The 13,887-nt window shown below is 43.9% G+C and carries 20 protein-coding genes; 2 read left to right on the plus strand and 18 right to left on the minus strand.

The window, feature by feature from the left end; genetic code table 11:
* Positions 1-229 precede the first annotated feature (229 nt).
* From QUB61_RS10645 to QUB61_RS10690, 10 genes are all read right to left on the minus strand, one after another.
* Positions 230-982: a C39 family peptidase gene (locus tag QUB61_RS10645; protein ID WP_333130150.1), complete on the minus strand. Its 753-nt coding sequence runs from the start codon at positions 980-982 to the stop codon at positions 230-232.
* A 198-nt stretch (positions 983-1,180) separates the two neighbouring features.
* Positions 1,181-1,480 (minus strand): hypothetical protein, encoded by a 300-nt coding sequence (locus QUB61_RS10650; protein WP_333130148.1) that lies wholly within the window; start codon positions 1,478-1,480, stop codon positions 1,181-1,183.
* 109 nt (positions 1,481-1,589) lie between these two features.
* Positions 1,590-1,922, minus strand: a complete 333-nt coding sequence (locus QUB61_RS10655) for a hypothetical protein (protein ID WP_333130146.1) — start codon at positions 1,920-1,922, stop codon at positions 1,590-1,592.
* Position 1,923: 1 nt separating this feature from the next.
* The gene (locus QUB61_RS10660; RefSeq protein ID WP_333130143.1) at positions 1,924-2,253 is read right to left on the minus strand and encodes a hypothetical protein; all 330 of its coding nucleotides are present in this window, start codon (positions 2,251-2,253) and stop codon (positions 1,924-1,926) included.
* A gap of 2 nt (positions 2,254-2,255) precedes the next feature.
* Positions 2,256-2,627 carry a hypothetical protein gene (locus tag QUB61_RS10665; protein ID WP_333130141.1) on the minus strand — a complete coding sequence of 124 codons (372 nt, stop codon included), beginning with the start codon at positions 2,625-2,627 and terminating at the stop codon, positions 2,256-2,258.
* Between the two features lie 5 nt (positions 2,628-2,632).
* Positions 2,633-2,992, minus strand: coding sequence for a hypothetical protein (locus tag QUB61_RS10670; RefSeq protein ID WP_333130139.1), 360 nt, complete (start codon positions 2,990-2,992; stop codon positions 2,633-2,635).
* A 467-nt stretch (positions 2,993-3,459) separates the two neighbouring features.
* A complete protein-coding gene (locus QUB61_RS10675) occupies positions 3,460-4,515 on the minus strand; it encodes a hypothetical protein (RefSeq protein ID WP_333130137.1) in 1,056 nt (351 codons plus the stop codon).
* Between the two features lie 6 nt (positions 4,516-4,521).
* Entirely contained in the window at positions 4,522-5,502 is a 981-nt protein-coding gene (locus QUB61_RS10680) for a hypothetical protein (protein WP_333130135.1), read from the minus strand.
* Positions 5,503-5,504: 2 nt separating this feature from the next.
* Entirely contained in the window at positions 5,505-5,705 is a 201-nt protein-coding gene (locus tag QUB61_RS10685; protein ID WP_333130133.1) for a hypothetical protein, read from the minus strand.
* A gap of 2 nt (positions 5,706-5,707) precedes the next feature.
* Positions 5,708-8,107 carry a hypothetical protein gene (locus tag QUB61_RS10690; RefSeq protein WP_333130131.1) on the minus strand — a complete coding sequence of 800 codons (2,400 nt, stop codon included), beginning with the start codon at positions 8,105-8,107 and terminating at the stop codon, positions 5,708-5,710.
* Positions 8,108-8,166: 59 nt separating this feature from the next.
* On the opposite strand from QUB61_RS10690, the gene QUB61_RS10695 reads away from it, so the two are divergent.
* The gene (locus tag QUB61_RS10695; protein WP_333130129.1) at positions 8,167-8,691 is read left to right on the plus strand and encodes a hypothetical protein; all 525 of its coding nucleotides are present in this window, start codon (positions 8,167-8,169) and stop codon (positions 8,689-8,691) included.
* Positions 8,688-9,551: a hypothetical protein gene (locus QUB61_RS10700; RefSeq protein ID WP_333130127.1), complete on the plus strand. Its 864-nt coding sequence runs from the start codon at positions 8,688-8,690 to the stop codon at positions 9,549-9,551. The genes QUB61_RS10695 and QUB61_RS10700 overlap by 4 nt, the downstream gene beginning before the upstream one ends.
* Positions 9,552-9,670: 119 nt before the next feature.
* Here the strand turns inward: QUB61_RS10700 and QUB61_RS10705 are convergent, their stop codons facing one another.
* The 8 genes from QUB61_RS10705 to QUB61_RS10740 form a co-directional block, all read right to left on the minus strand.
* Complete coding sequence (locus QUB61_RS10705) at positions 9,671-10,231, minus strand: hypothetical protein (RefSeq protein WP_333130125.1); 561 nt, start codon at positions 10,229-10,231, stop codon at positions 9,671-9,673.
* Positions 10,222-10,485 carry a hypothetical protein gene (locus QUB61_RS10710; RefSeq protein ID WP_333130123.1) on the minus strand — a complete coding sequence of 88 codons (264 nt, stop codon included), beginning with the start codon at positions 10,483-10,485 and terminating at the stop codon, positions 10,222-10,224. Before QUB61_RS10710 ends, QUB61_RS10705 begins: the two co-directional genes overlap by 10 nt.
* Positions 10,485-10,997, minus strand: a complete 513-nt coding sequence (locus tag QUB61_RS10715) for a hypothetical protein (protein ID WP_333130121.1) — start codon at positions 10,995-10,997, stop codon at positions 10,485-10,487. Before QUB61_RS10715 ends, QUB61_RS10710 begins: the two co-directional genes overlap by 1 nt.
* On the minus strand, positions 10,994-11,404 hold the full coding sequence (locus QUB61_RS10720; RefSeq protein ID WP_333130119.1) for a hypothetical protein: 411 nt from the start codon (positions 11,402-11,404) through the stop codon (positions 10,994-10,996). Before QUB61_RS10720 ends, QUB61_RS10715 begins: the two co-directional genes overlap by 4 nt.
* Before the next feature lie 3 nt (positions 11,405-11,407).
* Positions 11,408-12,055 carry a hypothetical protein gene (locus QUB61_RS10725; RefSeq protein ID WP_333130116.1) on the minus strand — a complete coding sequence of 216 codons (648 nt, stop codon included), beginning with the start codon at positions 12,053-12,055 and terminating at the stop codon, positions 11,408-11,410.
* 215 nt (positions 12,056-12,270) lie between these two features.
* The gene (locus tag QUB61_RS10730; RefSeq protein WP_333130114.1) at positions 12,271-12,855 is read right to left on the minus strand and encodes a hypothetical protein; all 585 of its coding nucleotides are present in this window, start codon (positions 12,853-12,855) and stop codon (positions 12,271-12,273) included.
* A gap of 549 nt (positions 12,856-13,404) precedes the next feature.
* On the minus strand, positions 13,405-13,713 hold the full coding sequence (locus QUB61_RS10735; RefSeq protein ID WP_333130112.1) for a hypothetical protein: 309 nt from the start codon (positions 13,711-13,713) through the stop codon (positions 13,405-13,407).
* A gap of 14 nt (positions 13,714-13,727) precedes the next feature.
* Positions 13,728-13,871, minus strand: a complete 144-nt coding sequence (locus tag QUB61_RS10740; protein WP_333130110.1) for a hypothetical protein — start codon at positions 13,869-13,871, stop codon at positions 13,728-13,730.
* Positions 13,872-13,887 lie beyond the last annotated feature (16 nt).

Below are 13,887 nucleotides of genomic sequence, written 5' to 3' on the forward strand. Positions count from 1 at the left end.
GTGGACTTGAGCACTCTCGCTCTATCCTGTTAACCTTCTCGATCGCCCAAACGGCATCTTAGCCACATCTAACAAAAATTAAAAAAGGCGGCACCCAGATTTGAACTGGGGGTGGAGGTTTTGCAGACCTCTGCCTTGGCACAAAAAAACCCTCCAAACAAGGGGTGTAATAGACTCTAACTAAAACTGCATTATATTTGCATTGATAAAACGACTCATCCCTTTTTATCTAGCGAGAAATATAATGCACCCAAAATTGACCGTCAGGAATACAGGTTTGCTCGATCAGCTTGTAGGAGTAATGTAGGTATTCGCCACTCAAGTCAGTTCTATAACCGCTTTCAAACCATTCGCCATAAGGATCGTGTACGATAAAGCCCTTGTCGTCATATCCAACCAGGACAATAATGTGACCAAAAGACGTGAAGTAGCCGTGGATCACGCACGGGTTGTTAGCAGCAAGGTGGCTGCAACAACGATCGATCGAGCCCCACACAGTAAAATCATCCTTCAGATGATAAAACTCGTTCACCACTTTTGCCAAATCCTGGGGTGAATGACGATTGAGGTCATTATTTTCCATCAATCTATAAAGATGATCTTCAAATTGCTTGTGTATCAAATCCCCAGCAGTTGGATCTAGATACTCTATGACCATTGCTAGACTGGTCACATTACAAGCACCACCGGGATTTAATTCGTTATCAAGTTGCGATCTGTACGGGATTGGTAGTCGCACAAAAGGCGGGCGATTTGATGGGTTCAACTCGATACGCACGTGATTTTGATAAACAAACCACTCCCGCCTTCCCTGAAAAAAATCTTTTAAAGTAATTTTCCAGTGCTTATTGCGATCGGGCTTGCAATCATGAAGTTCAAAAAATTCCCCGGCAGGTACAGCTATTTTCTCCTGTGGCTGGAGGACTGTAGACTGAAGTGGTCTGGTCTTGAAATTAGTAATGCCAGTTGTCGTTAATCTCATGTCTTAACTTTAGTTGTCAAAAATAAGCCGGAGCCAAAAGCGGCCAAGTTGGCAGAAACATTGCCTGTTTTAATTGCAGTACCTAAAGCGCCAAATACAGTAGCAGTGCTACAAAATATTAACGCAAATGCCAAAATTCGATAGATACTTTTGTCAATAGAAATCATTTTGCGTAAAATTAGGTCGTACAAACTAAAACTATTTAAACTCTGTGTGTTCGTCTTGATATTCTTTGAACGCTGCTGCTTTCAGTTCAGGTAAACCCTTTCTGATGCGAAATTGACCTCGCTGTTCAGCATCTTGGACGAGATAATCGGTAATTTCTTCAAATTGCGCTGCCTGAAGCTTGATAATTTCATAAAGCGCGTGAATGCGGGTATCTACAGATTTACTTTTGGCTCCCAAAAATCGATTAATTTTCCATAAATAGCCACAAATCGTAAACGTTCCAACAACAATACCAATCAATAACGCAATAAAATTCCAATCAATTTTCATGGTAAACATTGTTGCACCAGCAAATTAAATATTGTTAAACAGCTAGTTTTATGCAAACTTTCACTAAAATTTATTAGCGCCGATATTGTTCCGGTTCGCTGCTTTTAAACTAGATAATGGTAATTGACTGTTGAGGTTGAATTTTTGCACCTGGAGAGTAAACCGTTTTAGCTCTAAGAGTAATTGTCGAGTTGGCGCTGATTTGACCTGAACTGTCTAACGACGGCGCGCTATCTGTTGTAAGCGGAGAAGCAAAATTGATGTAAGCTCCCGGTGTAACAGAAGTTCCGCTATTGTATTGTTCCTGAGATTTTCGATATGCTGTTGCAGCTCCAAAAATTACTTCAGAAGGCGTTAGGTTACTCATTGCTGTTGAATTAAAAGCTGCTTGAATTGTAGTCCCTAAATTGTTGTACCAATTTGCTGTAGAAATGTCTGCCATTTTAAGTTAACTCCCAAATATTTAGTTCAAACGTTCTCCCTCTTAAAAAATACCCTGCTTTAAAATACAGTTCGTATGTAGAGGGAAAATAAGGAATTGAGAAATTTACAAACTGTTTTTGGTTGATCCAAGTTTTGCGCCAAGAGTTTTGAATTTCTCCTATTTCTGTTGAAACCGCGGGAATGAAATATCCTGCAAAACTTCTTATAAAGTTGTTGCTAAATTTAGGCTCTACAATTATTACCGTACCTGAAAACAAAACGGGTATTTTGTAAGGTTCAAGTCCAAGCAACAGCGTTTCTTTGTAGACAGGAATAGAAGATAATGGCATTACTACCCTAAACGAAAAGACGCTTTACGGGGCATTGAAACGCTCAAAACTTTTTTTGAGTCAATTGTCGCGCCTACTAATCCGCCTGCGGTACTAAGATTACGAAAAGTGGCAACAGAAGCTTTAGTAATATAAAGGCTTCTATTTGTGCGTTTGCCTGCCCCATCATCCAATACCGCAGTTACGCGTTTCAACTCTCCGGCTTGCAATAAATCTTGTAATCTCCAAGGAACTTTAACGCCACTGGTAGCATCAGGCAAATTCACTGATTTTAACCCTGTAGCTGCTTGCAATTCTGCTGTGTAAATTTTGGCGTTACTAACAAATCCATAGGCAACAGTATCTTCGCCAACAAAAACTAAACCTTTCGGCATATTTATTACGGTAAGTAATTTTGAGCTTTGAGATCGGCACTAACTGAGGTAATTATACCTTGAGGAATTGTTTTTCCAATTAAATCTTGTTCAGCAACTTTGGCTTTGTTGGCAGCACACAAGATTTTTGTACTTTTACGATTTAGTGGTGTTGTACCTGTTCGCACAACAATACTTTCAAGAATTCCGTACAACAACAAATCTTCAACTCTATGAACGACTTGTTTATCCGTAGTTGGGGCTGTGGTAATTCCCACAGTAGTACCGATTGAGGAATAAAGAAGAGGATTTGACATAAAGTAGTATTTCTGCGCTGCGCCAGCACCTAAATCTACAGTAGCTATCATTTTTTTGAGAGCAACCATTATCGAAGCCTCCGACGAACAGGGAATCGAGCAGATACAATTGTTCCGCCTCCATAAGCTTTTCCTGGCAACTCAGTTGTACAAGTGTCAATCTTCTCTAACGAACAAAGTAAGTTCGTGGATTTTCGCTTAGTTCCGACTCGGTACGAAATTTTAACACTACCTAGCAATCCTTTGCGGACTCCATTTACTGAGGTTTCGCTAAAACTGCCAGCAGGTGGAACCCCTGACAGTTTTGTAATTCCAACAATCGGCCCTATTGTTGCATCATACTTTCCGTCAGGCAAGCTCATAATAAGCTTGCCTGTTCCGCTTGTATCTACTTGGTGAGCTGACTTAACCATAGCTGTAGTTGTTTCGCGTACATACTTACGGTATAAGCATTGCAGCCATTTATGCAATAGTGAAAATAACACAGAACCCTATAGGGTTCCAAAAAGCCACACTGTCAATCTAGTTTGTTAAATTTATGCAATAATCATTGATTGTTTAAGAGTAGGTAAGTAAAGCTTGGCAGATTGAAACGTAACATTAACTTTAGGTAAGCGTTCTGGTATTTTTTGTGTTTGCCCTATAACTTGAATTTCAGTAGCGGGTGGGTAAGCTTTTACTATATTTTTGGCTTCGCTGTATTTTACAAAAGTTTCATCTATTTGCAAATCTCTAACAGCTAAAATTGATGTTATTAATCGCTCTCCTTCATTATGATTTAAAGCGTAGACATTTAAATTGTAACCGCGTTCCCAATCGTGGTAAATTACCTGATCTTTGCCTTTTGACCAAATATAAGGAGGCGTGGTTTTAAAGACAGATCTAATTTTTGCTCCAATGCGGCTAATATCAGCTTGAGTGATCAATTGTAAATCTTGCCGTTTTTCTGCCATTGCTGGATTGTCTGTATAACCCATAAATCGAAAAGATTTTTCCCCTGTAACTGTTTGATTTTTTGTTGACAAAGCTTTGTCAATTCCTTTGAAATATAAAGTAATTTCGGGAATACCGGAGTATCTAATTACGTCGCTAGTAATAAGTTGTTCTTGGGTTTTAGCAGTTCCTTGATATTCGTATCTGATAATTTGATCGACAATCATATTGTCAGTGCCACCCATAATTACCGAGTCAGTCTCATTGTTACTGTCTTTCCAGTATTCAATTTCTCGCCAACCCTGCCTACGCCGTATTTCTTGCGGTGTAAGATCTTTAAATTTCGGCAATGCACCCGGTTTACGCCATTGGTTTTCACCTAGTAACGGATAGTTAGACGTTTCGCGATTAGCATTAGACAACGGAAAACCTAGGCGCCATTGAGCAAACCATTCGTCAAAATCAATACGATCGCGTTCTAGTAAATCGTAAGTCGCTAAAAATAACGAACCGTTAGCCGCTATATTTTCTTCTCTGCCTGACAGTGTGTAAATTTCTTCATCAATCTTTCGATTGGGTTTAATTTGTACAATTCGATACGGCCACTTACTTTCAGTTGGCGAAATTAAACTTTTTAATTTTTCTTCCCACGCGCTCATAATAATTTACCCAAACGCCGTAGACATTACAAAAAGTGCTTCTGTACACGAATCAACAAATTCTTCCCACAAATTTTCATAATAAGCTTTTATACCTTCATCAGGTATTGTTTCTATTTTTTCCTCAACCGCACTGTTTATTGTCCAAGGCTTTGAGTTTTTCTCTCCCCATTTATCTATTATGTTAGCCAAACTCGGAGAAAATTGACGAACAAATGGACTTTGACTTTTAATAACTTTTCTGACATTTTTGTATATTTGAGTAAATCCAATTTTTTTGGCTACGTTTACCGTACCCATAATCATGCTTTTAACCTGTGGCATTATTTCTTCGTAAAGTTCTTTATCTACTTCTGCAATTGCCGCCAACTTTGCAGGATTAATCCGAACTACCGCAGCTCCTGGAACAATGCCACACAAAGCGCTACCAAGTATAGAGCCAGCACTAGCACCGGCAATTCCCCACAAACTGTTCTGGGCCGATGTAACCTGATTGTCTAGCTCTTCATCAGTTGCTTGAAAATTGAAATTTAACAGTTTGACAACACCGCCGGTACACCAGCGAATTAGCGCGCCGGTAGTGACACCAGCTAGCCAACGAGTTGCCAGTGCTCCCGGCGCTCCAAGCGTGGCAAGTAGACGCCCGCCGATCGCCCGCAACCCGGCTGCCGCACCTGCTCGCGCTGCCCCCATTAATCCGAGCGATCGCACTGCACCGATTACTCGCCCCACTGTTCCAGCCACACCCAATACAAGTCGGCCACCAAAATACATCGCAGTACCGCCAAGGATTGCACCAGCCGTAGCTCCTAGCGGATCGTCTTGATACCAGTCGCCAAATTTTACGTCGCCGATTTGGAAATTAGCGATCGCGTCGCCAATTTTGGCGGCAATATTTCCGAAAAAATCACTAATTCCCTGCACCCACGATTTAGATGCAGTGCCATTGTACAAATCCGAAGCTGTTTCGCCGTCTGTGATAATCATATTTAATTCGCTTTGTTGATTTTTGCTTCTAGCTCATCTAAGCGTCTTACAATTTTTTCGTAAGAGTTAACTAACCCATAAGTCTCTACGGCTTGCTTACAAGTAAAATCCATTAGTGCTTGTAAGTGTTCCTCTATATCATACTCTTCATTTTGATCAAGTTGAATGTATGTTTCTCCGGCCGAATTCTGTAAAATTTTCATAATTAGTCCGCTTTTGGCTCCTTAGTGTCGATCTCTCGAATTCGAGGATTTTCGGTAGTCGGTCTGCTATAAGGCTGCAGCGGATCGGATTCGGGGAATCGCAGACTTTGAGATTCAGGTGAATCTGTATAGCCTAATTCTGCTGAAGTAATCCACTTGTCTAGGTCGCCAATACCCAAGGCGCCAGCAACATCTCGCCGCAGTAAAAATGAAGTTACTTTTTGAGCTAGACTCGCAGCCGAAACGACTCGATCGATTGCCGATTCTGAAACTCGTTCAGAAACAGCAGCACTAGCAGCGCTTGAATGTTTTAACAATTCTAGCAAAGATTCATTTAAAGTTTTAGGTTCATCACACTCTACAATATCTACATCAACAATTGTATTTTGAAGAACGTTAGGCGCAAGTGCTTCTATATCAGCTTCTTTGTTAGAATCGATCGAAGGAGTCATTGGAACGCCGTCAATAAATCCCAAGCCCGCTAATACGTTGTCTGTAATACTGCTAGACATTCCCGCAAAGGGATTAAAAGGCATAGGAACTTTAGCGGTTGTTTTGTTAACCTTAAAATCTAAGTATTCGACAATTGCGTCCAACATAGCGTTATTTTGAACGGTTAATTGGTGCATTTGGCACATTTGAAATGCTTGACGCAAATCAAAATTACTTCCTAGGTCGCCGTCGCCTTCCATGTCAATTAAATATTGAAACAGTTCCCTGAAAACATCGGCTTGCGAGTGAAACTCTAACACAACTGGCTGGTCGCCTTTGATTGCAGGGTCGGCATCCTTGACTTTGACTTTCACTGGCCAGTAGCCGCGATGCTTGTCGTCGGAGCGCACCATCAACTCGATTAAGTGAATAAGATTGCCTACCCGCTCTTGACCTTTTGCACCTGGATAAATCCAACGCTTGGGAATTGAACTGTCTTTTAATTCAGCAATAGGCAAAATCCGTTCGAGGCGGTTGCCCATTTCAACAACGTAACGTATTGCGTCAGTCAGACTGCGAACTTCAAGGCGTTTTTCTTTAATAATTCCGTCATCTGTATTTAGCCAGAAATCATTAGGATCGGGGTAAGCAAAATCTGGGTTTTTTCCTGAAAGCCATGATAAAGCATTGCCCTCAGACTGTCGAAGTTTTCCTTCTGAATCTTTAATAAATTCTTTTGTGCCTAGGACTCGCTCTAATCTTTCGGCTTGCGAACCCATTATGAATAATAATTCACTAATATTTTTTACAAGTATTTTGTCTCCTTTTTTAGCAAGCGGATCTAACCAAACCTTGGGAACCTCAAAAGGGAAAGCCATTTGCTCGCCCTGAAATTTTTCGCCTTTTGGAGTAACTTCTGCAAATTGATTAAGATACTCCATTCCAGAAATTGGGGTAACGCCGAGATGCCGATGCTGCATGAGCAACATCAGCATCAAAGCTTTGCAACATTTGTCATCCATTTTTTTCTTGGTTGGTTTCTTGGTTGGTAATGGGTTGGGAACGGAGGGGGATAAAGGGGCACCGGGGGGGGATAAAGGGGCAGGAGGAAAACATTGATTTCTTGTATTTTCTGGCACAATAAAATAATCTAGTTCAGTGCCAATACTATAGGTAAAAAAGGCGTCAAACCAATCTGAAAGCGAATTTTTAATTTCATCGTCCCAAACCCAGTCATCGTATTCTGACGCCCAACTTTTAATTGTTTGATTAGTAAATTGCCCTGTGGTGCTACTTTTTACTCGCCTTGGTTTCAGGCAAATACCTTCTCTGCCTGTTGGGTATGGATTTTCCCAATCCGTGTCAAAGAAGTTGACTAAAGTTACGCATACAACTCCACAAGGTGACGTTAACATAGCGGCATCAATTTGGCCGGGAGCCAGAGCGCCTGGAGGGAGAGTAGTTGAAGGGGAAGGATCGCGAATTTCTTTTGGCTGCTTGGGCTCGCACACGTCTTTCCCGTAAGTATGCGAAAATGGCCCCGCGCTTACGGTCACATACTGAAAGCAGCCACCTTCGCCTTTCTCGTTGGCATCTGTACCGATGTCGATCGAAACCCCAATCGGCCCTGCCCCAATTCCAATTCCTACTTGCGCCCCCTTAATAGCGCCACCCTCGCCTAGATTTATTCCACCGCGAGCAGATATTGGTCCGCCGATCGGAACACTGGCAGTAACATTTAAACCGCCACCAGCAGACTTACCAACTTCAAGCCCGATCGGCGATCGCCCCACAGGCTTCGTATCAAGCAACCCGCCTGCCGGCGATCGACTGCCACGTGGAATTTCCGTCTCAAGATTCACCACATCCGTCACATCACTAGGCTCCTCAAAATCTTCTCCGGGGTTAAACCCTGAAGAGGTACCCCAGCTTGAGCCAATTTGTGTGGTTGTCGTTGGGCGGGTTCTCATTAATAGGAAATAAATATAAAACAAGTTACACTAATATCCTAGAAGTATAGCAAGATTTTATGGCAGCTTTCACGAACGGAACTGGAGGGACAATCTCCGGAGTAACAACTCTGGAAGACTGGACTTTCGCTTTAATCAATTTCCTAAGAATTCAGCAAGGTATCCCTGCCAGAAACCCAAACAACTTGAGGTATCTGACAATCACTGAAAACACCGAAGGGGCTATCTCAGGATCTTTTAGCTGCCCTGTTAATGTCGCTGGAGGGACTGCCGGCGCAGTCACTGTTACCGCCTCCAGCTATTTGACGGGAGTGACATACACCCCCCCAACAGGAGGAGACAGCACCGCAACAAACGAGGTGCAGGCGCTCATTGACGCTGTTCGTCGTCAAAAAGCCCTAGAACTCGACTCAAGTAAAAACCCTACAAATGCCAACTATTTGAACTGGAGTTTGACAATGGGAACTACGGGAGTTGCGAACACAAATGCAACGATCGGTCTGTCTTTTAGCGCTCTACCGGCCGACATGACTCAAGCGACGAATGGGTCTGTTACGAGCGAAGGGCGCACTTATTTGACATGAAAAATACAGGAACGTTTGTCAAGACTGTTCTGCCTGCGGATGCCAACAACATTGTTGGCTTGATTGACTTTAACCAGGTGCTTAGCCAGTATCGACAATTTGAGGCAAATGCTGTAGTCGAACACGCAATAGTCCTCGAAGATTTCCAGGTAAAAGTCGGGCTGTTTTCTCTTTTAGAGGCGGGCTGGCCTGAAACAAACGCCCTGAGCAGCGATGCAGATAAGGAAGCTAAATTCGCAAAAATTCAGAAAGAAGGACAAAAAATATATTTAGGGGTTTACGTTGCTTACGGCAACGGCCCCTGGACAAAAAGAGGAGAAGAAATACTTCAGAATAAAAATTCACTGGAACAACCGTGGGCATTAATGGCTCCATTCTTCAGTACAAATGAAACAGCTTTAATTGACGAAGATTTAAAAATTGGAGTCCGAATAGAGCCGAAAGCCCAGGGAAATGGAGGATTAAAAGGGGGAGATTATCTTACTTTTTTTGGATCTTGGAGAAAAGTCACAGGTATTAAAAACAGAGAAACGCTAATAAACCCACAACCACCGGTAACAAAACAAAGTGCAAACAACATATCTAACAGCGGAACGACAACAAGTTTCCCGTTGACAACATCACCGACCACGATCGTGAACGAGCGTCAACAACAAAATCGGCGTGGGTTGGTAGTGTACAACAACGGGTCGGCTAACGCTTTATTCAATTACGGGACAAGCGTTTCCACTACAAACTTTATCGTCGAAATACTGCCAACTGGTTACTTTGCAGATCCTACGGGATGGCAAGGTCCGGCAGTGGCGAGAGCCACCAATAGTCCAACCAAAATCAACGTCGCCGAAATCATAATAATATGAGGTTAAACAACCCCATCAACGAACCTCAGATCCCTCCGGTAATCGCCCGGGTACAGTTGCCCCTGGGTTTCTTAAAGTCGTAGGCGTGAGGTTGCAATGAGGTGTCAAACTCGATATTTTTATTTACCTCCATTAATTAACCGATCGTACTCAGCCTCAGCAGCCTTGTATTTAGGGCTGCCACCCTTGGACACCCCCCACACTTCAAGGATTATCTTGGCTTTGCCCCAGCCTTTTGCCTTCAATTGCAGCGCTCGTTCAGCGCGTTCTGATTCCTCGTTTAAAGCGCCGTTCTGACCGTTCTCAGCTAGCTGTTTGATTTCAGGTTTTGGTGAACGTTCTACATCGGCGTCAGGCAGTGCCAGAGCGCGTTCTAACGCTTCTACAGGGTTCAGAATTTGTTCTGCTTCCTGCTGTCTTTGCTGCTGGGAAATATAGGCAGATGTCGCTATTTCATCGACCACATCAGCAGTGATGGCGCGAGTCTTGATTTCCTCGATTTCGTTCTGTTGGGCTTGCTCTCGGGCAATGTTGCCAGCCGTGACAGCGCAAGCAATCGCAGCACAGAGTGTCAGCCCTTGCATAGATTTATGCCAGCCGATACGCTTGTCGAGCGCAGTCAAAGGAACCAGCCAGAGTGCCACAGCAGCGCCAGAAAGTACGAACATTTTTAGCTGCATAAGAAAACTCCCGCACCGATCGCTCCTGCTGCCAACAGAGCCAGTAAAAATGCCTGCAAGCTGGAAACGGAAATTTTTAGCAGGCTGCTGACTGAGAAATCTAGGAGCCAGCACAAGCCCCAAACTGTAAAGGCTGCTGCTGTCAAAAAGGCGATCGCTCTAAATGCAATCGGGTGCAAACTCGCTATCCATCCCAAAAAGGAGGAAGCGATGCACCCAGCGACAAAATAGTTTGCCAGATACATCGCTCGCATTATTCCGCCCCTCCTGTCAGCTTGGATTTAATCTCATCAATGCGAGTCCTGGCGTCGGAGTCCGCTTTGTCGATGCCTAGTCCGAGGCGAGCATAGCCGGGGCGAAGTCCGTGCAGTTTCTTCGCTAACCCAGTATCAGCGCGCTTCTTGCCCAGTTCGTTTTGTGCCATCGCGCCCTCATATTTACGGTGCTGCTGATGTACAGTTTTATCGGCCGCTTCAATCTTGGTCAAAGCTTTGTAAGCGCGCTTGGATTGTCGAGCGCCGTCTGTTTTCTCCTTTGCTAAGCCCTTCATAGCGTCCGCTTCTTCCTTTGTGAAATATCGCGGGTCTGGCACAACGGGAACAGAGCGGATGCTTGAAAAATTACCGGGAGTGTTTGGGGTAATTACTCCGGCGTCAGTCTGTGCCAAAACTTTTGATTTGTCAATTGCATGGCTGCCATCGTTGCTGGCTGAAAGTTTGCCAGCAGCAGTTTGACCGCCACCAAATAAGCGCAGTTGTAAGCTCATAATTTTGTCCCGATTTGAATGTTGATGCGAACTGGGGGGAATAGATTAAGAGGATTGATTTGTCGCCACAAACTCATTGCCAGCACGAACACCCCCGCCGATGTGAGTAAAAGTGCGATGAGTTGAGGGAAGTCAACCCAGTCTAAAAAATTGGTTGAGTTCTGGGGAGTGAAATTGCACATCGGAAAAGAAGCATCGTTAGTCCAATCACCTGTGTCAAGCGATTGAGTCTTGCTGTCTACACTTCTGTTTACACTGTCTACAACCTGCGAAGGAATGCCGTAGGTTTCCAGCAGCGCTTCCCATGTAGCAGTTTTGCTGAGCTTGCCGAACTGCTTGGCGTCTTCGCTGGTGAAACCGCTGTCAAAGGCGATCGCCTTGAGCCGATCGATTCGTCGGTAATTCATGTGTCACCTACGTGGTAATAGGTCATCACTCCCTCCTAATTCCGTTGCTCGCAGTTGAGCTAAGATTTCGTCACGAGCCCGTTGTTCGGCTTGATAGATGTTGAGGGCTCTCGCAGCTCCGCGATTTTCGGCTGCAATAATTTCAGAATTATTCAACCCAGAGGTTCGGTGTTTTGAGGCTTTAGTCTGAGCAGCAATTCGTTCTAATGTCTCCCGGACATCCTGTGCTAACGAGGCTGAGGCGAAAGCAGAATTTTGGTTCAATTCCGCAATCCGCCGATCCAAGTCAGGAGTGTGTTCGGTGATTGTGAGTGCAGTCGTTTCCACGGAGGAAGGCTGAATCAAATTTTGTTTCAAGCGATCGAATGCAACTCGATCGCCACTCTTCAATGCGCGAATCAGAGCGATCGCAGTTTGCGAGTATTCTGTAGCCCTTGCGCGACCTCGCCGAATAGCCGATTCAGGAACACCGTGAACATTGAGCAGTTCCTCTACGACATTTCTGAAAGGTGTTTTTTCGAGTTTCAGCCGGTGCCGCGCCTCTGCCACCGAGAACCAATAAATCGATTCAAATCGATTCGGAATCGATTTGGAATCGACCCCAACGTCGAACCCTTTGACATCAATGATTTCATCGTTTTCTGATTTCACATCTCTACATTCGTAAGTGAAATCGATTTGAATCGATTTGAATCGATTTGAATCGATAAATCAACAATAGTAGGTAATAAAACATAGAGGTACTAGCCACCGACTAATTATTAGTCAGTGACTAAAATAGGTGCGAATCGATTTAAATTCACACAAAAAAGCCCTCTCCAATCAAGGAAAGGGCTGCGACTATTTAATTAGGCATTAGACGCGAGTCAATCGTCATCCTTCCAGCAGTTCCAGCGTCCTTTTTTAAGGTGAGGTTCATCACCGGGGAGAGCTAGCCTGAGAATATCCAGCCTGTCCATCCGTCGCCAATCTTCAGGGCTAATAGTAGCTGCATAAGCGTCGTAAAACAAGCGACGCTTCTCGGCAATACTTAGCGGTGGCTCTCCAAAGGAATCTCGGAAGAAATCCATCAGGGCCATCTTGGTTAAAGCCAACTGAAGAGCTAAAGCAGCTTTTTTCTTTTGTTGGACACCATAAACAATACAAATATTGAAAGAGTCCAAACCAATAGTACCGACAGTTGTTGTACCACCTTGAGGACGCTCTACCGTTGCTTCGCTCGTGTAAGCGTCGAAACCATACCCCTGTAAAGTTTTCAGGGTTTTTCCTTCGGTTGTGGTAAGCGTCCGATAAAGCCAGTTTGGAGCAAAACCCAAGACTCTACTGGTTCCCTCTAATCCCACTCGAAACTCACCGCTAGGCATTCTGTAGCCCTCTACTTCCAGTCCATCAAAAAACCTCACCGTGGCTCTTTCTGCTCTAATCGGTTCACTACCATCAATATTAGACATTTGGCAAAGTAAAATTAATTTGAATCGATAAGCCAACAATAACGAATAACAAAATATCTGGGTACTGGGCAGTGCCCAATAATTAGGCACTGCCCAAAATAGGTGCGAATCGATTAAATTCACACAAAAAAGCCCTCTCCAATCAAGGAAAGGGCTGCGACCATTTAGTCAGGTATTAAACGCGAGTATATCTCGCCCAGCAATCTTTTTATATAGAGCTTAGGCTCTCGATACTTAGGATCTGATTCGCTCTTTAAATAGTTGTAGAGGCTTTGTAGAGGAATATCAGTTTCGCGTGAAATTTTATAAATTGACCACTGGGTCAACTGTTTAAAAGTTTTCGGATCGAGATGTCGGTGTGATATATTTTGCATATCGCCTGCCTGGTTTACAAAGGTGATCGGCTCCTGACTGTTCTTGCAGTGCAGGAGCTTTTTAATGAATGAGCGATCGCACTTGAAGACAAACACGATCGCACTAGACAGATAGGGAGAATGTGTCCGTCGGCCCGGACTGCCACACCACTAAGGCAGGTGCCGCCATCAAAACTTAGAAGGGGATAGGGTCATAAGCCTCAGAGTCAGAATTCATAGAATCTTTCTCTGAGACTGGGGGCTTTGGGGTTATCGTCTCTTGCACCTCACGCTTCACTTCGTTATGGAATCGAACTGCCAAAAGAGTTGTTAATTTGACTGCTGCTTCTGCGAGCCTAGGGTATTCTTCGAGTTCGTACTTGCCCGAACCAATCATTGCCGACAGTAGTTGCGTTGCTACAACCTCACCATGAGGCTGCGGGTAATTTGGATAGTCAAAATAGTCACGGATTGCCAGCTTTTCTTCGGATGTAAATTCTTCCATTTGTGTACCTCAACTCACAAGCGCCATTTACGATCGCCCATATCCCAGCGATACCCCATGCTTTTGAGGTTCGCATACAACACCAACCGATCCAAACCCTTGCATCCTGGGAGGATGACCAGAGCCTGTTCGTATTTCTTGAGCTTGATTTTAGGCATAGGTAAAAATCTTGAA

Origin of the sequence: Microcoleus sp. C2D2 (assembly GCF_036702495.1) — a bacterium.
Taxonomy (GTDB): Bacteria; Cyanobacteriota; Cyanobacteriia; order Cyanobacteriales; family Microcoleaceae; genus Microcoleus.